At 40.4% G+C, this 20,284-nt stretch carries 23 protein-coding genes and 1 tRNA gene; 20 read left to right on the plus strand and 4 right to left on the minus strand.

The features are described 5' to 3' along the window. The first annotated feature begins 339 nt into the window (after nt 1-339). The 11 genes from purF to CD00_RS0116185 all read left to right on the plus strand — a co-directional run bounded on the left by purF (nt 340) and on the right by CD00_RS0116185 (nt 10,674). On the plus strand, nt 340-1,785 hold the full coding sequence (gene purF, locus CD00_RS0116135) for an amidophosphoribosyltransferase (RefSeq protein ID WP_026656904.1): 1,446 nt from the start codon (nt 340-342) through the stop codon (nt 1,783-1,785). Between the two features lie 55 nt (nt 1,786-1,840). Beyond that, entirely contained in the window at nt 1,841-3,274 is a 1,434-nt protein-coding gene (gene purB / locus CD00_RS0116140) for an adenylosuccinate lyase (RefSeq protein WP_026656905.1), read from the plus strand. A gap of 17 nt (nt 3,275-3,291) precedes the next feature. Further along, nucleotides 3,292-4,155: a methylenetetrahydrofolate reductase [NAD(P)H] gene (metF, locus tag CD00_RS0116145; RefSeq protein ID WP_026656906.1), complete on the plus strand. Its 864-nt coding sequence runs from the start codon at nt 3,292-3,294 to the stop codon at nt 4,153-4,155. An 18-nt stretch (nt 4,156-4,173) separates the two neighbouring features. Beyond that, a complete protein-coding gene (locus CD00_RS0116150; RefSeq protein ID WP_081811951.1) occupies nt 4,174-5,217 on the plus strand; it encodes an AAA family ATPase in 1,044 nt (347 codons plus the stop codon). Nucleotides 5,218-5,229: 12 nt separating this feature from the next. Then, nucleotides 5,230-5,526 (plus strand): DUF58 domain-containing protein, encoded by a 297-nt coding sequence (locus CD00_RS0116155; RefSeq protein WP_026656908.1) that lies wholly within the window; start codon nt 5,230-5,232, stop codon nt 5,524-5,526. Continuing rightward, complete coding sequence (locus tag CD00_RS0116160; RefSeq protein WP_026656910.1) at nt 5,501-6,130, plus strand: DUF58 domain-containing protein; 630 nt, start codon at nt 5,501-5,503, stop codon at nt 6,128-6,130. The genes CD00_RS0116155 and CD00_RS0116160 overlap by 26 nt, the downstream gene beginning before the upstream one ends. Beyond that, the gene (locus CD00_RS0116165; protein ID WP_026656911.1) at nt 6,096-6,596 is read left to right on the plus strand and encodes a hypothetical protein; all 501 of its coding nucleotides are present in this window, start codon (nt 6,096-6,098) and stop codon (nt 6,594-6,596) included. The genes CD00_RS0116160 and CD00_RS0116165 overlap by 35 nt, the downstream gene beginning before the upstream one ends. After that, complete coding sequence (locus CD00_RS0116170; RefSeq protein ID WP_026656912.1) at nt 6,587-7,696, plus strand: VWA domain-containing protein; 1,110 nt, start codon at nt 6,587-6,589, stop codon at nt 7,694-7,696. The genes CD00_RS0116165 and CD00_RS0116170 overlap by 10 nt, the downstream gene beginning before the upstream one ends. Next, nucleotides 7,693-8,649 (plus strand): vWA domain-containing protein, encoded by a 957-nt coding sequence (locus CD00_RS0116175; RefSeq protein WP_196803771.1) that lies wholly within the window; start codon nt 7,693-7,695, stop codon nt 8,647-8,649. The genes CD00_RS0116170 and CD00_RS0116175 overlap by 4 nt, the downstream gene beginning before the upstream one ends. A 2-nt stretch (nt 8,650-8,651) precedes the next feature. Further along, on the plus strand, nt 8,652-9,434 hold the full coding sequence (locus CD00_RS0116180; protein ID WP_026656914.1) for a tetratricopeptide repeat protein: 783 nt from the start codon (nt 8,652-8,654) through the stop codon (nt 9,432-9,434). A gap of 205 nt (nt 9,435-9,639) precedes the next feature. Further along, nucleotides 9,640-10,674, plus strand: coding sequence for a hypothetical protein (locus tag CD00_RS0116185; RefSeq protein ID WP_026656915.1), 1,035 nt, complete (start codon nt 9,640-9,642; stop codon nt 10,672-10,674). Between the two features lie 94 nt (nt 10,675-10,768). Here CD00_RS0116185 and CD00_RS0116190 read toward each other — a convergent pair whose 3' ends face one another. After that, on the minus strand, nt 10,769-11,290 hold the full coding sequence (locus tag CD00_RS0116190; protein ID WP_026656916.1) for a peptidylprolyl isomerase: 522 nt from the start codon (nt 11,288-11,290) through the stop codon (nt 10,769-10,771). Between the two features lie 156 nt (nt 11,291-11,446). Here CD00_RS0116190 and CD00_RS19650 point away from each other — a divergent pair, with 156 nt between their 5' ends. Beyond that, nucleotides 11,447-12,757, plus strand: coding sequence for a sensor histidine kinase (locus CD00_RS19650; protein ID WP_051594263.1), 1,311 nt, complete (start codon nt 11,447-11,449; stop codon nt 12,755-12,757). Between the two features lie 14 nt (nt 12,758-12,771). Continuing rightward, the gene (locus CD00_RS20260; protein ID WP_185750487.1) at nt 12,772-12,915 is read left to right on the plus strand and encodes a hypothetical protein; all 144 of its coding nucleotides are present in this window, start codon (nt 12,772-12,774) and stop codon (nt 12,913-12,915) included. Between the two features lie 557 nt (nt 12,916-13,472). On the opposite strand, the gene CD00_RS0116210 is transcribed toward CD00_RS20260, so the two are convergent. Further along, a complete protein-coding gene (locus CD00_RS0116210) occupies nt 13,473-13,976 on the minus strand; it encodes a hypothetical protein (protein WP_185750488.1) in 504 nt (167 codons plus the stop codon). A 386-nt stretch (nt 13,977-14,362) separates the two neighbouring features. Between CD00_RS0116210 and CD00_RS0116215 the strand changes: the two genes are divergently transcribed. Continuing rightward, nucleotides 14,363-15,682, plus strand: coding sequence for an IS4 family transposase (locus CD00_RS0116215; RefSeq protein ID WP_026655762.1), 1,320 nt, complete (start codon nt 14,363-14,365; stop codon nt 15,680-15,682). A gap of 214 nt (nt 15,683-15,896) precedes the next feature. Here CD00_RS0116215 and CD00_RS0116220 read toward each other — a convergent pair whose 3' ends face one another. Next, nucleotides 15,897-16,403 (minus strand): hypothetical protein, encoded by a 507-nt coding sequence (locus CD00_RS0116220; RefSeq protein ID WP_026656919.1) that lies wholly within the window; start codon nt 16,401-16,403, stop codon nt 15,897-15,899. Nucleotides 16,404-16,701: 298 nt separating this feature from the next. Between CD00_RS0116220 and CD00_RS0116225 the strand changes: the two genes are divergently transcribed. The 3 genes from CD00_RS0116225 (at nt 16,702) to CD00_RS0116235 (ending at nt 17,970) form a co-directional block, all read left to right on the plus strand. After that, nucleotides 16,702-17,256, plus strand: coding sequence for a flavin reductase family protein (locus CD00_RS0116225; protein WP_034462612.1), 555 nt, complete (start codon nt 16,702-16,704; stop codon nt 17,254-17,256). A gap of 92 nt (nt 17,257-17,348) precedes the next feature. Then, nucleotides 17,349-17,810, plus strand: coding sequence for a VanZ family protein (locus tag CD00_RS18865; protein WP_420354240.1), 462 nt, complete (start codon nt 17,349-17,351; stop codon nt 17,808-17,810). An 88-nt stretch (nt 17,811-17,898) separates the two neighbouring features. Continuing rightward, nucleotides 17,899-17,970, plus strand: a tRNA-Trp gene (locus tag CD00_RS0116235). A gap of 204 nt (nt 17,971-18,174) precedes the next feature. On the opposite strand, the gene CD00_RS0116240 is transcribed toward CD00_RS0116235, so the two are convergent. Continuing rightward, entirely contained in the window at nt 18,175-18,828 is a 654-nt protein-coding gene (locus CD00_RS0116240) for a TVP38/TMEM64 family protein (protein WP_155833795.1), read from the minus strand. Nucleotides 18,829-18,963: 135 nt separating this feature from the next. On the opposite strand from CD00_RS0116240, the gene CD00_RS0116245 reads away from it, so the two are divergent. From CD00_RS0116245 to rpmI, 3 genes are all read left to right on the plus strand, one after another. Beyond that, nucleotides 18,964-19,182: a hypothetical protein gene (locus CD00_RS0116245; RefSeq protein WP_026656922.1), complete on the plus strand. Its 219-nt coding sequence runs from the start codon at nt 18,964-18,966 to the stop codon at nt 19,180-19,182. A 150-nt stretch (nt 19,183-19,332) separates the two neighbouring features. Next, nucleotides 19,333-19,902: a translation initiation factor IF-3 gene (gene infC, locus CD00_RS0116250; protein WP_242838997.1), complete on the plus strand. Its 570-nt coding sequence runs from the start codon at nt 19,333-19,335 to the stop codon at nt 19,900-19,902. A gap of 66 nt (nt 19,903-19,968) precedes the next feature. Beyond that, a complete protein-coding gene (rpmI, locus tag CD00_RS0116255) occupies nt 19,969-20,169 on the plus strand; it encodes a 50S ribosomal protein L35 (protein ID WP_013280183.1) in 201 nt (66 codons plus the stop codon). The last annotated feature ends 115 nt before the right edge of the window (nt 20,170-20,284 follow it).

The raw sequence follows: 20,284 nt of genomic DNA on the forward strand, positions 1-20,284 counted from the left end.
TGAGAAGCGAGTGAAGTGTACGGTGCGTATTTCAATTTAGGCACCGTACAGATGAGAAGCGAGTGAAATGTACGGTGCATTTTACAATTTACGCACTGTGCAGAGATTGAGGAAGTAATCCGATATATATTTGTATATAGCCACGATGTTGAAGACACAAATCATAGCACAAATTTAGCAAATATTCCCTGATGCCATCGAGCCGATAATCAGCCAATATTCTTCTGTTGCTATCGCACCAATATAAAGCCAATAAGTTCTGATTGAATCGGGCTTGATATAATGTTAAAATGTTCGGTGTTTGAGGTTATTTTTTTTCTTTAAAAACAAGGAGAACAAATGAATTACGAAGGTAGGACTGAGAATTACAAGCGTCTTGGTGAAGAATGCGGTGTCTTTGGTATGTATGATTTTGACGGTGGTGATGTAGCCGGATCTATATACTACGGACTCGTTTCACTTCAGCACAGAGGACAGGAAAGCTGCGGTATTGCCGTTAGCGACACGAACGGACCGAAGGGAAAAGTGACAAGCCATAAGGATATGGGACTTGTAAATGAAGCTTTTACCCCGGAGATATTGGACACTTTAAAGGGAGACATCGGAGTAGGCCACGTAAGATACTCAACAGCAGGCAGCAGTACGCGTGAGAATGCGCAGCCGCTTGTTCTAAACTACGTAAAAGGAACCTTGGCACTTGCACATAACGGTAACCTTGTCAATGCACCTGAGCTTCGTCATGAGCTTGAATATACCGGTGCAATCTTTCAGACGACAATCGATTCGGAAGTAATTGCATATCATATCGCCAGAGAGAGACTTGCGACAAAGTCTGTAGAAGAGGCAGTTGGAAAGGCTATGCTCAAGATAAAGGGAGCGTATAGCCTTGTTATTATGTCACCGAGAAAACTTATCGGTGCAAGAGATCCTTACGGATTTAAGCCACTTGTTATAGGAAGAAGAGAGAACTGCTACATACTTGCTTCCGAGACATGTGCGCTTGATACGGTTGGAGCTACTTTTATCCGTGATGTTGAACCCGGTGAGATAGTTACTATTTCTCCGGAATTCGGAATTCAGTCCGACAAGAGCATGTGTATCCCTAAGGAAAAGCATGCGAGATGTATTTTTGAATATATTTATTTTGCGCGTCCTGACAGTACTATCGACAACATCAGCGTATATGATGCCAGAATAGCTGCGGGAAGATTCCTTGCTATGGATTCACCCATAGATGCGGATCTTGTAGTAGGCGTTCCAGAGTCCGGAAACGTTGCGGCACTTGGATATGCAATGCAGTCGGGAATACCTTATGGTCAGGCTTTTGTAAAAAACTCTTATATAGGAAGAACTTTCATTAAACCCAAGCAAAAGAACAGAGAATCAAGCGTTCAGGTTAAGTTAAATGCACTTGGAAGCGCGGTTGAGGGCAAAAGAATCATTATGATCGACGACTCGATCGTAAGAGGAACAACCTCAGACCGAATTGTAAGAATGCTTCGCGATGCGGGTGCAAAAGAAGTGCATATGAGAGTTAGTTCACCTCCGTTCCTGTGGCCATGCTATTTTGGAACCGATGTTCCTGCAAGAGATCAGCTTATAGCTTATAATAGAAATGTCGACGATATCTGTAAGATAATCGGTGCCGATTCACTTGCTTATCTCGGAATAGAGAGACTTGAAGAGATGGTTGGCGGAAACCTCGGCATCTGTAAGGGATGCTTTACAGGTAATTATCCCGTTACACCACCTACTGAGGATATAAGAGGAGAATTTGAAAAGTAAAAAACTCGACATATTATAGTGTCAGTAATACAGATATAGTTTCAGGAGGAATGAAATGAGTACAGATCGTTATACAAGCCCCTTATCGGAGCGTTATGCAAGTAAAGAAATGCAATATATCTTTTCACAGGATATGAAGTTCAAGACATGGAGAAAGCTTTGGATCGCACTTGCTGAGATTGAGAAAGACCTTGGTCTTAACATCACTCAGGAGCAGATCGATGAGCTTAAGGCTCACAAGGATGACATAAACTATGATGTTGCAAAGGCAAGAGAAAAAGAAGTTCGTCACGATGTAATGAGCCATGTTTACGCATACGGCCAGCAGTGCCCTAAGGCTAAGGGAATTATTCACCTTGGCGCAACAAGCTGCTACGTTGGTGATAACACAGATATCATCGTAATGACTGAGGGACTTAAGCTTGTAAGAAAGAAGCTCGTTAACGTTATCGCAGAGCTTTCAAAGTTTGCGGAGGAATATAAGGCACAGCCTACACTCGGCTTTACTCATTTCCAGCCTGCACAGCCTACAACAGTAGGAAAAAGAGCAACACTCTGGCTTCAGGATTTCACGATCGATCTTGAGGACCTCGATTATGTTCTTGATAATATGAAACTTTTAGGTTCAAAGGGAACAACAGGAACACAGGCTTCTTTCCTTGAACTCTTTGACGGAGACCTTTCAAAGGTTGATAAGCTTGATCCCATGCTTGCAGAAAAGCTTGGATTCAAGGGCTGCATGGCAGTTTCAGGTCAGACATACAGCCGTAAGATTGACATGAAGGTACTCAATGTTCTTGCAGGAATCGCTTCTTCTGCAACAAAGATGGCACAGGATATCAGACTTCTTCAGCACCTTAAGGAAGTTGAAGAGCCTTTTGAGAAGAGCCAGATCGGTTCATCTGCAATGGCATACAAGAGAAATCCTATGAGAAGCGAAAGAATCTGCTCACTTGCAAGATACGTGATCATCGATACTCTCAATCCCGCTATCACTGAGGTTTCACAGTGGTTTGAGAGAACTCTCGACGATTCTGCAAATAAAAGAATTTCAATTCCTGAGGGATTCCTTGCAACAGATGGTATACTTGATTTATGTATAAATGTAGTTGACGGTCTTGTTGTTTACCCTAAGGTTATTGAGAAGCGCCTTATGTCTGAGCTTCCTTTCATGGCTACAGAGAACATCATGATGGATGCTGTTAAGGCAGGCGGAGACAGACAGGAACTTCATGAGAAGATCCGTGAGCTCTCTATGGAAGCAGGTAAGACTGTCAAGGTTGAGGGAAAAGACAACAATCTTCTTGAACTTATTGCTGAAGATCCCGCATTCCCTCTTACAATCGAGGAACTCAAAGCATCAATGGATCCTACAAAGTACGTTGGATGCAGTGCGCATCAGGTAGATAAGTTCCTTGCTGAAGTTGTTAAACCTATATTGGAAGCAAACAAGGAAGACCTCGGACTTACAGCTGAGATCAATGTTTGATACCGATCGGAGACAATATGAAAATAAAAGACATATTAAACAGTAAAGATGTGACTTTGTCTTTTGAAGTTTTTCCGCCAAAGACAGATGATAAGTACGCTGATGTCGAGAAGGCTTCGGCAGAGATTGCTGCACTTAAGCCTGACTTTATGAGCGTTACTTACGGAGCAGGCGGCGGAACAAGTAAGAATACGGCCAATATTTCGGCCGATCTTCAGGACAAGTACGGAGTTACCGTGCTGTCACATCTTACATGTGTATCGTCTACAAAAGAGGATGTTAAGTCCATGATTTCCGTTTACAAGGAAAAAGGAATCGAGAATATCATGGCACTTAGGGGGGACATTCCGAAAGAAGGACGAGTTTGCTATGATTACGATCATGCGACACAGCTTATAAGTGATATTAAGTCGCTTGATGAAAATATATGTATCGGCGGAGCGTGCTATCCCGAAGGACATGTAGAGTGTGCAAGACAATCTGAGGATATCATCCATCTGAAAGAAAAAGTGGATGCGGGATGTGATTTCCTTACAACCCAGATGTTTTTTGACAACTCTACGTTGTACCAGTTCCTTTACAGGATCAGGGAAAAAGGCATTGAAGTTCCGGTCCTTCCGGGCATCATGCCGATAACCAATGCAAGACAGGTGGCAAGAAGTGTAGCTCTTTCAGGTTCAACCATTCCGCAGAAGATGAAGATAATGGTTGATAGGTTCGCTGATGACCCTGAGAAGATGAAAGAGGCAGGTATAATCTATGCTTGCGATCAGATAATAGATCTCATTTCTAACGGGGTTAGCCACATACATGTTTATTCAATGAACAAGCCTGATATTGCGGCAGGTATAATGCGTAATCTTGCGACAATCATAAAATAATAAAAGGGGAGTATAGTGATGGACGAAAATGTACATAACAACACTACTGAGGAGCTTTCAAGAAAGACTCCTTCAAAGAATAATATAAATGAAATTGACTTTGCTTATTCACAGGAAGTTATCAGAAAAATGTCCGATTACTTTGATGAGAAAGTAGTCGGACAGAAACAGCTTAAATTTTCTCTTATCGCATCTATTCTGGCGGACGGACATATTCTTATAGAGTCCGTTCCCGGTCTTGCGAAGACTACTGCGGCTAAGGCTATTTCTGATGCCGTAGACGGAAAGTTTGCGAGAATTCAGTGTACTCCGGATCTTCTTCCGGCAGATATCATCGGAACACAAATCTATAATCAGGCAACTTGCAAGTTCGAGACTATGCTTGGACCTGTATTTGCCAATTTTGTCCTCCTTGATGAGGTCAACCGTTCAAGTGCAAAGACTCAGTCTGCAATGCTCGAAGCCATGCAGGAGAAACATGTTACTATCGGCGGAAAGACTTACAACATGCCGGAGGACATTTTTATTGTCATTGCAACTCAGAACCCTATTGAGCAGGAGGGAACATATCCTCTTTCTGAGGCGCAGACGGACAGATTTTTGATAAAAGAGGTTATTACATATCCTACAGCCGCTGAGGAAGTAGAGATTTTGAAGAGAATAGAATCCGGAGTAATATCGGAGAAAACAGATCCGGTACTTACAATTCAGGATATAAATAAAGTTCAGGACATTGCTGATCAGGTATATGTTGACGAAGCAGTGAAGTGGTACATTTCAAGTATTGTTGTTGCCAGCAGAAGAGCAAACCAGATACCTGGATTTGAACTTGGCAAATACGTGAGAATCGGTGTAAGCCCGCGTGCATCTATTGCGTTCCTTAAGATGGCTAAGGCTGCGGCTCTTATGATGGGAAGAACTTACGTAACACCTGAGGATGTAAAGGTAGTAAGACATCAGGTATTAAGACACAGGATCGGTCTTAACTATTCGGCTGTTGCAGACAATATTTCTGTTGAGACGGTAATTGACGGAATCGTAAATTCTGTTAAGACTCCGTGATAGAGTGCGGCTATGAATATTGATTACGAATATTTATCTAAGATAAGGAGAGCGGTAGCTCTTTATACAAACAAAAAAACTTCAAATATTCTGGACGGTGATTTTCACTCCATTCATAAGGGAAGAAGTATGGAGTTTGAAGATCTTAAAGAGTATGCACTTGGCGATGAGGTTCACGATATCGACTGGAAGTCTTCCTCAAGAATGGGAAAGACGCTGGTAAGAAGGTATATGACCGACAGAAGGCACAATGTAATGTTTGTGTGCGACTGCGGCAAAAAAAATGACGGGCGATACTCCGCGAGGTGAGTCCAAGAAAGAAGTTGCGCTTCTTACTTTCGGAACGGTCGCATATCTTACAGATAAGAATGGAGCTGATTTTTCGGTGGCATTTCCAAAAGGAGATACGTCGGAGATCAGTATGTTCAAGGCGGGAACCGAGCATATCGAGAGACTCATTTACGAGTATGAGAAGTATATTGATAAGGACAGCGATATTTCTTTTGAACAGTGCATAAAAAACGTCCTTAACTGCGTACACAAGAGGATGATCGTTATTCTTATTACCGATATTGAGGGGCTCACATCAGTCAGTGAGAGTACGCTCAAGGCGGTTGCCTGCAACAACGACCTTATGGCTATGTGCATTGAAGACGCCATGCTGACAGGGGATAACGTGTTTGACAATGAACTTGGGCACTATGAGAAATGGTTTCTTTCTCATAATGAAAAACTCAGAAAGCAGGAGCTTGAGTACAGGGAGGCTGCGGCAAACAGCATAGCAAGCAGCAGTAAGCAGAGCAGAACATCGGTTATCTCGCTTTCGGGTTCGGATGAGATAATCGATAAGACAATAGTTTTATTTGAAAGGCACAGACATGGAAACTACGGTTACATTAAGACCACCATTTGAATATAGTATTTGGGTTTTGCTGGTCGGAATCGTTATTTTTGCGGCCTTTCTTTTTATGTTTGTTTGGGTGCTTTTAAGAATACTTGGAATCGAGAGAAACCAGAGCGATCCTTCTGCTAAAAAAGAAAATCGTTTCAGCATCAGTAGCGGTTATCAGTACATAATGAAACAAAAGTATATCGCGCAGATCCAGATGCTTAAGAATGATTACAAAAACGGCAAGGTGAGCCAGAGAGAAGGATTTCAGAGGCTCAGTCTTTTGATCAGAGGGTTTATACACGATGTTACGGGAATCAATGTTGAAACAGCGACTATCCGTGATGTAAAAAAACTTGGTATCAAGCATTTGGATAAGCTTATGGAAGAATATTACGTTCCGGAATTTGCGGAGGACGGAAGACCGATATCCAAGGAACTTTCGGAATCCTGTGAAACGGCAATGGGAGTGATCAGAACATGGACATAATGCATAAATGGGTCATCGTTTTGGGAGTCTTGGTAATCGCCGGAATATGTTTTTGGCTTTATAAATACAGCAAGAAGATAACGAATGAATTTAACGGTGGGCTACGAGCCGCCAATACCCAGAGAATCAGATCCAGCGAGTTATATATTGAGTTGTTTAAACAGTACCGCATAATCAGGACAGTTCTGATAGTGGGACTTATAATATGTTTGCTTTCGTCTTTTATTCTTATTTCAAGACCGTTTAAGTCAAAAGAAGTTGTCAACGGTGTGAAGAAAAGAGATATCATAATCTGCCTTGACGTATCATATTCGCTCTATGACCTCAACTCAGAAATTACTGAATATATAAAAGGCGTGGTAAAGGGACTTGAAGGCGACAGGATAGGAGTGAGCATTTTTAATACTTCATCTGTTACATATGTTCCTCTTACGGATGATTATGATTATGTTGTGCAAAAGCTCGATGAGCTTGATGAGTATTTCAAACTTCAGAAGGATATGTACGACAATTTTTACAACAAGTACCAGTATCTTACGGATATGACAGAAGAGGAAAAAGAGAGGTTCTATGAGCTGGATGAGAAGCTTTCTTATTACGAGGCGGGAACTTTGTACCGCTCAGACACAAAGGGATCGTCGCTCATAGGAGAAGGACTTGGCTCTGCACTTTATTCTTTTCCTTATTTAGGAGAATCGGACAGAACCCGCGTTATCATCATGTGTACCGATAACGAGCTTAATTCGTACTATCCTGAGATAATGAATCTTAAGGACGCATCAGAGGCGTGTAAGAATAATAAGACTACAGTATTTGGAATTTTCCCTTCGGAGGATAAGTTCTATCTGCCTGAGGAATACAGCTACAGGACATGCTCTTCGGAATTTCAGAGCGCCGTTGAGAATACCGGCGGAAAGTTCTATGTAAGAACGGACGAGCATCCTGTTTCAGAGATTGTTCAGGATATCCAGAAGCAGGAAGCAATGATGGTAAAAGTCGTTTCATCAAGAGAAAATGTTGATATACCGGAAGCTGCGTTTATAATGCTTCTTTTGGGAATTGTCGTGTTCTGCGGAGCAGGATGGGTGTTGCAAAAATGATTATAAGACCTATTTTACCGATAGCGTTCCTCCTCATAATCTTTGCGGTATTGATCGCAATTACGGTCTGGGGAGTTGTTAGAACGAGTGTCGAAAGAAAAGACAAAATATTTACCGTGCTTAGGCTCGGAATTATATACATCCTGGTGCTTATTATCGGGTTGAGACCCATGACTGCGGATGAGGAATACGAGTTTTCTACAAGGAATCTCGATGTTATCTTTGTTGTGGATACAACGATAAGTATGTGGGCGGAAGATTATTACGCCGGCAACAGGATAGACGGTGTAAAGAAGGATGCAAAGCAGATCATAGATGAACTTGCGGGTAGTAACTTTGCACTTGTGACGTTTGACGATCAGTCTCACGTTATTTCACCGTGCACACAGGATATGGAGCATGTCAAGACTCTTTTGGATACGCTTGCTCCTCCCGGATATGAATACGCGGGCGGAAGCGATATGTCTTTACCCTACAAGGATCTTGAGTCGCTGCTTCTTTCTTCTTCAAGAAAGGAAAACAGGAAAAGCATAGTTCTGTTCATGAGCGACGGTGAGATCACAAACGGCAATGAGCTTACGTCTTATGAGGCTTTGAAGCAATATGTGGATTCTGGTGCGGTTCTCGGATACGGCTCTGTAAACGGTGGAAAGATGAAGATTGACAATACGTACATCTACGACGATGCCGAGGGGAAAGAAGCCGTATCTTACCTCAACGAGGAAAATCTTAAGAGCATTGCGGGCAATCTCGGGGTTGAATATCACAATATGAACAGCGGAAGCAAAGGGCTCAACAATACGATAAATGTGATAAAAGAGACCTCAAAGACCATAACCGAGAAAGAGGACGGAATGGAGAAGTATGTCGATCTTTACTTCTGGTTTGCCATACCGCTCGTTTTGGCACTTATTGCGGAACTGTGCATATTTAGCATAAAAGGGAGGTTATGAGTATGAAAAAAACACCTCTTAGATATATCTTTTTGTTGGTATTTTCACTTATTATCTGCATCGCAGGTGCTTCGATAGTTACAAGGGTTTTGGTTAACAAGGTTTTTGTAAAAAGATTTAACGCAGGGAACTATGATACTAAGTTTGAGGAAAAACTTTTGCTTCTGAATTTCCCTGAGAGTTACACTCCTTTCTACAATCTCGGAGATGCATATTACAAGCAGGAATGCTACTCGGAGGCTGCAAGCTACTTTACTGAAGCGCTCAAAATGTATCCTCCCGAAGAAAAAGAGTGTTCTATAAGGATAAATCTTGCTCTTTCGCTTTGCTATACGATAGATTTTTCGGACCTTTCAAGCCAGGATAAGATTGATACGGCTATTTACGTTCTTTATAAGGCAAGGGATGTTCTTCTTGAGAACGGATGGGCGGTTGAAGAAGGCGATAACTTTAGGGATGCCGATGCCCAGCAACTCAAAGAGGACATTGATAAAATGCTTGAGAAGCTCAAGGATCCTGAGAATTCAGACGACGATCAGCAGGATAACGAAGAGTCTTCCGAACAGGAAAATGAAGATTCTTCAAACGACGATAACAAGAGCAGTTCAAAAGAGAAGCGGCAGCAGGATGAGCTCCAAAAGAGTAAAGAAGGTGCTATGAAAGAGCGACAGGAAGCCCAGCAAAGCGCCGACGGTGAGAAGAAAGCCCAAGAGAAAGAAGGACAGGAAGGTGCAACAGGCGGTCAGGGCGGAGAAGGAGCACCGCAGCCCGTAAAACAGTGGTGATTCTGAATTTATATGGACTTTTTGTAGGGAAACGCGGATTAAAGCGTTTCCTTAGTTTAATTAATTAGAAAATCTTGCATATTTTAGTTGAAAAAACATTTTTTTTAATAAAAGAAACACACATATGTGTACAAGATGATGTATAATGTATCTGTAATTTGGTATATTTTGTGTGAAAAAGTATTGCGAAAGGGGATAAGAAAATATGAAAAAAAGCATATCGGCTATCTTGGGTGTTGCGTTGACGATTGTTGTCATAGTGGCCGGAGCGCTTGTTTTTCCTGTGGATTCAAAGGCATCTGAGATGACTTTTACAGGTAAGATTGACGACAGAACGACGGCTGAGAAGATGTATCTTTCTACCTCCGGCGGAACAGTAGAGATTAAGATCGATGATTCGACAGATAACAGTGAGGCAAAGTTTTTCTTCCCCGGAACAAAGGTTACGGTTACTTGTTCTACGGGAAGCGACGGGTACTGGCACGCAACTTCGATCAAAAGCGAGGTAAAGCCCGGAAAAGCTGAAGTAGATTCTGCCAAATCCACTACTGTAAAGGGTAAGATAGCAAAGGGAACAACAAGAGAGAAGATATTACTTAAGACCGGTGACGGAACAATGGAGATCAAGCTTGATAACGAAACCGATTTAAGCGGAGTTAAGTGCATTTTGGTCGGTAGAGAAATCGAGGTAAACTGCGCAAGAGGATCTGATGCATATATGCATGCTTTGTCTGTAAAGGATAAGCAGACAAGCGCTTTATCCACTGCAAATGTTGAAAAGTATGGAACAGGAGTCAGAGGAACAATATCGGGGCAGACTACTTCAAGTAAGCTTGTACTCAAGACTTCCGAAGGCAGGATGGAGTTTGTGATCGACAGTAATACAGATGCTTCGGAAGGAAGAGTTGTTTTCCCCGGACAGAAGTATACGGTATATTTCTACAGAGGTAATGATTCCTGGAACCATGCTTCAAAGATTGTAAATGAGAGCGATACGTCATCACCTACAGTTTCTGTTGATGAAAGATCAAAAGCTACCGTAAACGGTAAGATCAAGAGTAAGACCAATGAGAGCACTCTTTTCCTTCAGACAAAAGACGGAACAATGGAGATAAGACTTGACGCAAACACGGTATATAACAACTGTCTGTTCCTTATGGAAGATAAGAGAATAGTTGTTACCCTTGCAACCGGTTCTGACGGATATAACCACGCGGTGTCCATATCACCTGAGTGGTAAGATATCAGAAATACAGATATTTAAAAAAATGGAATAATAAAAGCCTTGATTATGGAAGATTCTTCACATAGTCAAGGCTTTTTCATTTAAGATGTTATGCTTTTTCTGGTTCGGGATAATCTACTCCGAAAGTCTCTACTGTAACTGTCTTCATAACCTGAGGTGTTGTGGGACGGTCGTTCCAGTCTGTCTCAGTCTCGGCAATCTTGTTTACAACCTCGAGGCCTTCCGTAACCTTACCGAATGCAGCGTAGTCTCCGTCAAGGTGAGGAGATGTCTTGTGCATGATAAAGAACTGTGAGCCTGCTGAGTTGGGCATCATAGATCTTGCCATTGATAAAACACCCTCTGTATGCTTTAAGTCATTTTTAAATCCGTTTGATGAAAACTCACCCTTGATTCCGTATCCGGGGCCGCCCATTCCGCTTCCTTCCGGGTCTCCGCCCTGAAGCATGAAGCCTTTTATTACGCGGTGGAAAATAAGTCCGTCGTAGAAATTCTTTTTGATAAGTGAAATAAAGTTATTTACTGTGTTGGGGGCAATCTCCGGATAGAGCTCAGCCTTTATGACATCACCGTTTTCCATTGTGATTGTAACAATAGGATTCTGTGCCATTTTTTTCCTCCTGAAAAATGTTATTGTGTTAGAATTAAACACTTCTGCAAGTATAACATAAAGGGAAGAAAAGTGAAAATGCATAGAGAATACAGATGAAATTTAGTGAATTTATGTCTATAATTATATTATAATCCGTCAAAAGGAGATGAGTGAGTGGAACTTAAATATTTGATTACCGATGCGGAATTGTGGGGCGCATTGTTCTGTATACTGGCATCTGTATATTTGTTTTTGGGCCGCACGATCATAAAGAAAGAGTATAGGGCGCTTGCAATACTGGAACTGACTGTAGGACTGGTTCTGGTGTTTGACGGTCTGGCCTGGTGCTACAGAGGCGTTCCGGGGGAATTTGCGTATGGAATGGTCACTGCGTCTAATTTTGTGACGTTCTTGATAAATCCCGTGATCCCTGTTTTTGTTTCAATCTATGTGATCTTTTCTGTTTATGAAGAAAAAAGTGATTTCACGATTTTCTACGCAGTAGCCGCTATCGCGATATGTGCTGAGATCATACTTATGTTTTCGCAGGGGAGCGGATATATCTATAGAATTAATCCCGATACGAATCTATATGAGAGAGGTCCCGGATTTCCTTTGTGGACTCTGGTCAATATGTCTGAAGCTATAATCTGCATCTCGTATCTTACGTATATGCGCAAGAAAGTGACAAAACGCAGGTTTATTGCGGTGTTCTGCTTTATCTTTGTTCCGATTCTTGCGGCGGGGCTGCAGGTATTTGTTTACGGCTATTCTCTTTATAATCTCGCCTGCCTTATGAGCGCGCTACTTATGCTTGCTCAGGCAATAGAAGATAATTCCAAGAATTTATTGAATCAGCGGGTGATGATAAGTACAAAAGAAAGTGAACTGTCCAATTTGAGAAATAAGATAGCGCTGTCTCAGATCAGGCCGCAGTTCATTTATACAACACTTGATTACGCAAAGGAGCTGTGTGAGCGTGATCCCAAGAGGGCAAAAGATCTTGTCTCATGGCTGTCTGAATATATTAAAGGTAATAAGGGTTTTTCTGAAAAAGATGAGATGATCTTGTTTTCGGACGAGCTCGATCATACAATGACTTTTCTTGAGATTGAAAAGGCTGTGCTTGAGGATGCTTTTGAAGTAGAGTATGACATACGGGAAAAAGACTTTGAGCTTCCTGCACTTACCCTGCAGCCTGTCGTTGAAAATGCAGTAAGGCACGGCATAAGAAAACTTGCGCCGGGAACCAAGGGCATCATAAAGATAAGCACTCATCGCGGAAACGGATATATCAAGATTGAGGTAAAAGACAACGGAATAGGTTTTGATACAGATGAGATCACAGATAATCCCGATTATGAAGCAGAAATGCATGGCTTAAAGAACGTTGAGGAGCGACTTCGTATAATGGAAAACGCAGAGATGCATGTTAAGTCGTATCCGGGAAGAGGAACTACGGTGGAAATTATTATTCCGGTGTGAAAGGAGGAAGTATATTGTTTGAAACTATAAATAAACCAGATATGGATGAATATAATAATCTTATGGAGAAAACTCAGGAATGGGCTGAAAAAGTCGGAATGACGGAAAGCGATATTAGTGAAGCAATTTCTGAAGTTAGAAAAATAAAACCCGATTAACTCAATGAGTTAATCGGATTTTTAGTGGCATGATAAGCTGCTATAGGGAATACTATAGGAGCGTAAGTGATTAAGAGTAACAAAACGATAATTATGATGACTTTTGCCATTGTGGACCTCCGTACGTTGTTTTTTGTAATGAAATAAACGGTTAATAAAGGATATAACCGTTTGTTTGTATATCTATTTATCATATGTAAAATAACGAAGAAATGAATACTTAGATTTTAGTACAAGTGTTTGTATTGTGATTCGAATTGTGATAATGTAAATAAGCCGTGTCCCTCCAGCAGAAAGGAGGTGAGGCGCCGTTGGAATATATAATTGCTTTTAGCATCTCTGTGTTGGCGAGTGTAGTTGCCTACTATATTTGCAAATGGTTAGACAGAGAGTAATAACACGGTACTAACCTAAGAATAGCTCACTTTGACGAGCAAAACCCCCTAGGTGTTGCAGCACCTAGGGGGTTGTTTTTGCCGTTGAATATATAATTGCTTTTTAATGCGTTTCCGCAATAACATCTTATAATAGCATATTGATTAAGTCAATATATATACTTACATAGCGTTCCAGTTGATTCTAAAATGTTCATCCATGATAAATGCTATTACCATTCCAATGCAAAAAACCGAGAGTGAAACAAATGTGTATAATGCAACATGCTGGACATTCTTTTTCTTCGCATCCCTAAGTATGACGATCATGCAGAGTAGTGTGATTGCCTCAGATACCAACGCCGGAATATATAATAAAAAGTTATTACCGGTCATTTGGCAAAGAAACTGTCCTGTTTCATATTCATCTTCTACATGAGTTTTGCCTGTAAAGACAGGTGTGAGTAATACACATGTGCAAGGGACAAATCGTAATAGGCTGTTTACTGTCGCAAGTGCTGCTCCTATGTATTGAATGAGCTTGTTCTTATTCTTTTTAAAAAGCAATGTACCAAGAACACATAAAAGCAACGTACACGGAACACCGAAATCTAACAAGACTGCCTGTGTAGTGGAATAGTATGCTCTGAAATCACTATCCGACGGATATTTGTATATATCGCCCACCTTATTGAAACCTGTACTACAAGGTATTCCTGCTATACTGTTAGCAATTCCATGACCGCATTCATGCAGGAAAATACTTACCAAGAAAACTAATAAACTTAAGCCAAACCATTTGATGTACTTCTTCGTAATAATCCCTTCTTTCTGTAAAAATTTTATCCGTTTCAGATTTTCAATAAGAAAAGCAGCTATCATCATTGACAATGTCATTAAGTTAAGATGACAGCCCAAAAGATCTCTATGTCAGAAATGACATAGGGGTCTTTTTTTCTTAAAAGGTATTGACAGATTATCGTAAATGTGTGGCCGCTTTCGCTACTGATGTTTTAAAGGTAGCGAAAGCGGCCCTTGTAATTAAGGAAAACTTGATTGCAAGGAGGTCACATATGAAACCAAAACACATTAAAAAGCTTTTATTATCTGAAATCACTACCACTACTCAAAACATGTTGGATTATGTTGTTAATCCCAAAGTAGATTTCACTAGGAATCGTAAGCTTCCATTCGAAAAAATAGTCAGAGCTATCATCGAGATGGAAAGCAAGAGTATAACCAATGAGATGATTGATATCTTCCATGATGTCAGTTCATTGCCATCTGCCTCGGCTTTTGTTCAGCAAAGACAAAAGATTAAGCCCGAATTTTTTAGAGACATCTTTAAAGGGTTTACAAATAAACTACAAAATCATTCGCATTCTGATTTAACTATTCTTGCAGTTGATGGTTCTGATATTCAAATTCCAACTAATTCTGAAGATAAAAAATCTTATTATCCCAGTGTTAATGGACAAAAGCCCTACAATTTGTTGCATTTAAATGCACTCTATAATCTAGAAAATCATTTATATACTGATGTAGTACTTCAAGGAAAGCATGATGCAAATGAGCACTCTGCATTGCAAGAGATGGTAGATAGATCGCCTATTCCCAAAGCATTAGTAATTGCTGATAGAGGATACGAATCTTATCACAGTATGGCACATATCCAAGAAAAAGGTTGGTATTATCTCATAAGGATTAAGGATGGTACACGAGGAATTAAGAATGGATTAGACCTACCTGATGAAGAAGAATTTGATGTAAATATTGATTTAAAACTTACGCGTAAACAAACAAAGGAAATGAAGGAATTATTTTTGAAGGACAAGAATCACTACAAATTGATTGCACATTCACATCCGTTTGATTATCTCCCAACAAAGCTAAGGAAAAAGGATTCAGTAGCCTTTTATGAGCTTAAATTTAGAATCGTACGATTCAAGATTACTGAAGACACATATGAAACCGTAATTACTAACTTGGACGCTAAGGAATATACGCCAACAAATTTAAAAAAGTTATATGCAGCCAGATGGGGGATAGAAACTTCATTTAGAGATTTAAAATATACTATTGGAATGCTAGATTTTCATTCAAAAAAGGTGATGTGTATTCAGCAAGAAATATACGCACATCTGATAATGTATAACTTTGCGGAAATGATTACCTCGCACGTAGTCATTGAAAAAAAGCAAAGAAAATATACATACAAAGCGAACTTTACCGTTGCTGCTCATGTCTGCAGACTATTCTTGCGTGAAAAAACGACATCACCTAATTTAGAAACTATAATAGCTAGAAATATAATTCCAGTTAGACCTAATAGGCATCGTAAACGAATACTGACAGGAAAAGTATTTCATAGTTTCTTATATAGAGTAGCATAAATAATCAAAATAAAACATGATTAGTAGGTGGATTTTAGATCCGCCTGTTTGTTATGCCTAAAAAGGAAGAAACGGGAATGAAGGTTATCATCTTCATTCCCGTTTCTCTCATCCAAAGCATTATCCCAATGTTAACTTAATGACATTGTCATCATTGATAACTGCTTTATTGCCATTTTAACTATTCAAAGATTTATTTGCAATCCGTTTTTTATCAGTAAGTAGCGCCTTTAGCTTCGTTGCTCCACTCACTGAAAGTTCTGTTTGCTCCTTCGCCCTTATAAGCTCTTACCTTAATAAGGAAATCGAAATCATCCTGTGCTCCCACAGTATAGAAGTTATCTGTGGTCTCATAGGTTGAAGCATCCTCAGTATATTCCTGTTCTTCACAGTACTTTGACTTTACAGAGATTTCATATCCATCGGCTCCGTCAACGGAATTCCACTCAAAGTATACATCCTGTCCTTCAGGTCCCTGCTTCTTTACACCATCTTTTACTGTAGGTGCGGCAAGAGCTGAATCTTTTGCCTCATCCTTTGTTGACTCTTCCGCTGTATCGGCAGCTGTATCCGTATCATCTACCGGATCGGTATTTTCGGCACTTTCCACTTCCTCTACCGTTTCTGTCTCAGGCTGCTCCGGCTGTTCAGCCTCCTGTCCGCATGCCATAATTGAAGCTGCCATAATAGATGCAGCCATGATTGTATGAAATCTTTTCATATTCTTTCTCCTTCCATTCATTTTCACCCTGTTATTTGTTTATTTTTATTTAGCATTCCAAATGCCCTTTTCATTATACCAGCATGTATTGGCGTTTCAATGGCAATAGTTGCTAAATATATTGTTAACAAAAGATATTTTTCTGTCTTCTTTCACCTTTTTCAGATATATTGGCATGATTCCTCATACATTTGTCACTTAATGCCGCTGATGTGGTATACTTTTAAAATATATTTAAGATAATGAGGTAGATTCATTGGAAAATAAAAACGGAAAAGAATTATGGAAACCGGGGAACATGCTGTATCCCATACCTGCAGTTATGGTAAGTTGCCAAAGAGAAGGCGAGAAGCCAAATATCATTACCGTAGCCTGGGCAGGGAATGTTTGCAGTTCACCTGCGATGTTATCCATATCTGTTCGTAAGGAGCGCTACTCCTATGATATCTTGAAGGAGACGGGCGAGTTTGTGGTTAATCTCACGAACAGAAAGCTTGCTTACGCAACCGATTGGTGCGGAGTAAGATCGGGAAAAAACTATGACAAGTTCAAAGAAATGCATCTGACGCCGTTAGAATCAAGATTCGTGTCAGCTCCCGGAATCGCAGAGAGCCCCGTAAATATTGAATGTAAGGTAAGAAACGTTCTGGAACTTGGAAGCCATGATATGTTTGTGGCTGAAGTGATGGGCGTTACCGTTGATGAGAAACTATTAGACAACAAAGGAAAATTTGACCTGCGCGCCGCAGATCTGATCTCTTATTCACACGGAGAGTATTTTACTCTTGGTGAAAAGATCGGAAAATTCGGATACAGCGTAGTGAAAAAGAAGACATCGAAAAGGAAAAAATGAAATATTTTTTATTATACATAAAAGAAACACTTAGATTCGTATTAAAACCAATGTCCTTTCTGCCTGCAATAATGATGATGTGCATTATCTTTATGCTTTCATCGCAGGAAGGTACGACCAGCAGCCAGTTAAGTTACAAAGTGGGGGTAAAGATCTTTACTGTTACAAACAAGGTGCTCGATAAAGGCTGGAGCGAAGAACGTATCGATCAGCTTTCCACAAAATATCAGTATTATGTAAGAAAGACAGCACACTTTACGGAATACTTCCTTTTGGGAGTATCTGTAGCTTTTCCGCTGTATGTATATGGCGTAAGAGGAATGAAGTTGATCTTTTTTGCAGGACTATTCTGTGTCGGATACGCAAGTCTTGATGAATTCCATCAGTCTTTTGTCCACGGTAGAGGGCCTTCGCCAAAAGATGTAATGATAGACTCCAGCGGAGCGATTACGGGAATAATACTTACAAGAATTGTAGGATGGACGGGAAGAATGACTATTTTCAAACCATTGTCCAATCATAAAGATGAAGATCGCGGCAAAAAACGGAGATAAACTCTTTTATTTTTATTCTTTACAAGCCTAAATTGCTATGATATAATTTCATTCGTTGGTGCGACATGTGCCGACAAACCGTATAAATAGGGGAATCATACAATGGCTAGTATGCCGGTCTCCAAAACCGCTCATGGGGGTTCGAATCCCTCTTCCCCTGTTGCTAAAAGCGCTTAACTCATTGAGTTAAGCGTTTTTTTTGTTGAATAGGAAATTTCTCTGAAATTCCCTATTCAACAAAAAAGCTCCGCAGGGATGCGCAGCTCGCGGTAAGGAATATATTGCTTACGCAATCCGCTCTCGCGCTAGCATTTCGCGAGCGAAATGCTTTTTTATTGATTAGGGAATTCCATGATATATGAAACTAATTCTTTTTCTTAAGTAACATCAAAACAACGGCGTATACAAGTGTTGCGAAGGCTCCACCCAAGATAAGCACCATATACTTATTGGACATAAGCTGCTCGCCGCCGTAAGTATACAGGAAAATATGCGGGAATCTTGCAATAAATGTGAGCGGAATCCACATAATAAGCGGTTCTTCCGAGTAATAGCCAAGCCAGGCATATGTATCCTTGGGAAGGGGCAGCAGCATGAATAAAATATGAATGATCTTTGGCTTTCCTTTTTTTATTATGTTTTCAACATGCACAAGCTTATCTTCAGGGAAAAGATATAGTAAAAAATTTCTTCCGAATTTCTTACCGATAAGAAAAGCGGCTGTGTTTCCGAGCGTTGCAAACGTATCGCACAGAAGAGCTCCTTTAAAGCCGCCGAGAAGATAGCCTGAAGCCAGATAAAAAGGCAGTCCGGGAATGCAACTTGACATTGTCTGTATCAGGACAAAAAAGCCAAAAACTAACAGACCTGCGGTTCCTTTGCTTTGCACAAAAGCATCCAGAGCCTCGGGATCTTTGACAAAACCAATCATGGGTCTGCCGACGAATACATATAAAAGCAGCATGAATATCGCTATTAGGAATAAAGTAACAGTTGTCCTTACAGTTCCCTTTTTCATAAATACATTATACTATTTGTGAGCAGCGACAATAATTGTTTATATTGTTTTTATTTTTATTCCACAAATTAGAAACATTCCTTCTGTAACATTAAATATATCTACTAAAAAATACAGAGGGGAGGTATAGGAATCATGCGTGGATTTGAAGCAGAGATCGCAGAATATGTCGGAAATTACACGAGGCGTCGTGGTTATCCGCCTACAGTTGAAGACCTTATAGCTACTTTTGGTCTGATAACGGTATTTTGTGCGATGTTCTACATATTAAATCTTTATAGGATTGGTATGATAAGAAACAGCTTGTTCTTTGGAACAAACGATCTGTTGCTTATCCCTGTAAAGACTAAATAATAATTTAAAACAAAAAAAGTTGACAGAGACTTTTTACTGTGATATATTATTTCAGTATTTGATAACAAAGCAGAGTATCCACTCTCACCCTGCGGCACAGCCAGCAGGCGTTAATATCTTTTCAAGAATAATACCGTCAGGTTTTTTATTATGAATAGAAAAGTGGATACGTTGCGTATTCACTTTTTTTATTTTGCGGAGGATAAAGCCATTAGCGAGTTATTTATCAATGAACAGATTAGAGCTAAGGAAGTTCGTGTAATCGGAGTTGAGGGCGAACAGCTCGGTGTTATGTCAATCCAGGATGCCAGAAAGACAGCCGATGATGCAGGTGTTGATCTTGTTATGATCGCTCCAAACGCCAAACCACCTGTTTGCAGAGTTGTTGATTATGGTAAGTTTAAGTATGAACAGCTTCGCAAAGAAAAAGAGGCAAGAAAGAAGCAGAAGACAGTTGAGATCAAGGAGATCAGACTTTCTCCCAATATCGACAAGAACGATCTTAACACAAAGGTCAATGCGGCTAAGAAATTCCTTGAAAAAGGAAATCGTGTAAAGGTAACACTTCGTTTCCGTGGTCGTGAGATGGCTCATATGGGCGCAAGCGTACACATTCTTACAGATTTTGCCGAGGCGCTCAGCGATATTGCTGTTATCGAGAAGCAGCCTAAGGTTGAGGGACGTAGCATGGCAATGTTCCTTACAGAGAAGAAAAACTAAGGTTTTTACCATTATTTTTGGTTGAACACTATAGAATAAACTTAAGATTCACAGGAGGATTTAGTTATGCAGCAAAAGATGAAAACAAAGAGAGCTGCTGCCAAGAGATTTAAGGTAACTGGCACAGGCAAGCTTATGAGAAACAAAGCGTATAAGCGCCACATCTTGACAAAGAAGTCCACAAAGAGAAAGAGAAACTTGAGACATGCAGGACTTGTTGATGCTACAAATGTAAAGGCAATGAAGAGCATTCTTCCTTACGCTTAAGCAGAGCACTTAGCGAGGTTTTATCGAGCTTAGTGCGAGCTATGGGGATATACTTACATGAGGTTTTGTCGAATTTAGTATATATCCCATAAGCAGAGCACTTAGCAAGGTTTTA

The sequence above is a fragment of the Butyrivibrio sp. AE3003 genome, assembly GCF_000686065.1.
Taxonomy (GTDB): Bacteria; Bacillota; Clostridia; order Lachnospirales; family Lachnospiraceae; genus Butyrivibrio; species Butyrivibrio hungatei_A.

Excerpts from the sequence above, each read along its gene's own strand:
- purF (WP_026656904.1), top strand. The coding sequence starts at position 340 with ATGAATTACGAAGGTAGGACTGAGAATTACAAGCGTCTTGGTGAAGAA.
- purB (WP_026656905.1), top strand. The coding sequence starts at position 1,841 with ATGAGTACAGATCGTTATACAAGCCCCTTATCGGAGCGTTATGCAAGT.
- metF (WP_026656906.1), top strand. The coding sequence starts at position 3,292 with ATGAAAATAAAAGACATATTAAACAGTAAAGATGTGACTTTGTCTTTT.
- CD00_RS0116150 (WP_081811951.1), top strand. The coding sequence starts at position 4,174 with ATGGACGAAAATGTACATAACAACACTACTGAGGAGCTTTCAAGAAAG.
- CD00_RS0116155 (WP_026656908.1), top strand. The coding sequence starts at position 5,230 with ATGAATATTGATTACGAATATTTATCTAAGATAAGGAGAGCGGTAGCT.
- CD00_RS0116160 (WP_026656910.1), top strand. The coding sequence starts at position 5,501 with ATGACGGGCGATACTCCGCGAGGTGAGTCCAAGAAAGAAGTTGCGCTT.
- CD00_RS0116165 (WP_026656911.1), top strand. The coding sequence starts at position 6,096 with ATGGAAACTACGGTTACATTAAGACCACCATTTGAATATAGTATTTGG.
- CD00_RS0116170 (WP_026656912.1), top strand. The coding sequence starts at position 6,587 with ATGGACATAATGCATAAATGGGTCATCGTTTTGGGAGTCTTGGTAATC.
- CD00_RS0116175 (WP_196803771.1), top strand. The coding sequence starts at position 7,693 with ATGATTATAAGACCTATTTTACCGATAGCGTTCCTCCTCATAATCTTT.
- CD00_RS0116180 (WP_026656914.1), top strand. The coding sequence starts at position 8,652 with ATGAAAAAAACACCTCTTAGATATATCTTTTTGTTGGTATTTTCACTT.
- CD00_RS0116185 (WP_026656915.1), top strand. The coding sequence starts at position 9,640 with ATGAAAAAAAGCATATCGGCTATCTTGGGTGTTGCGTTGACGATTGTT.
- CD00_RS0116190 (WP_026656916.1), bottom strand. The coding sequence starts at position 11,290 with ATGGCACAGAATCCTATTGTTACAATCACAATGGAAAACGGTGATGTC.
- CD00_RS0116215 (WP_026655762.1), top strand. The coding sequence starts at position 14,363 with ATGAAACCAAAACACATTAAAAAGCTTTTATTATCTGAAATCACTACC.
- CD00_RS0116220 (WP_026656919.1), bottom strand. The coding sequence starts at position 16,403 with ATGAAAAGATTTCATACAATCATGGCTGCATCTATTATGGCAGCTTCA.
- CD00_RS0116225 (WP_034462612.1), top strand. The coding sequence starts at position 16,702 with ATGCTGTATCCCATACCTGCAGTTATGGTAAGTTGCCAAAGAGAAGGC.
- CD00_RS18865 (WP_420354240.1), top strand. The coding sequence starts at position 17,349 with ATGCTTTCATCGCAGGAAGGTACGACCAGCAGCCAGTTAAGTTACAAA.
- CD00_RS0116240 (WP_155833795.1), bottom strand. The coding sequence starts at position 18,828 with ATGAAAAAGGGAACTGTAAGGACAACTGTTACTTTATTCCTAATAGCG.
- CD00_RS0116245 (WP_026656922.1), top strand. The coding sequence starts at position 18,964 with ATGCGTGGATTTGAAGCAGAGATCGCAGAATATGTCGGAAATTACACG.
- infC (WP_242838997.1), top strand. The coding sequence starts at position 19,333 with ATGAATAGAAAAGTGGATACGTTGCGTATTCACTTTTTTTATTTTGCG.
- rpmI (WP_013280183.1), top strand. The coding sequence starts at position 19,969 with ATGCAGCAAAAGATGAAAACAAAGAGAGCTGCTGCCAAGAGATTTAAG.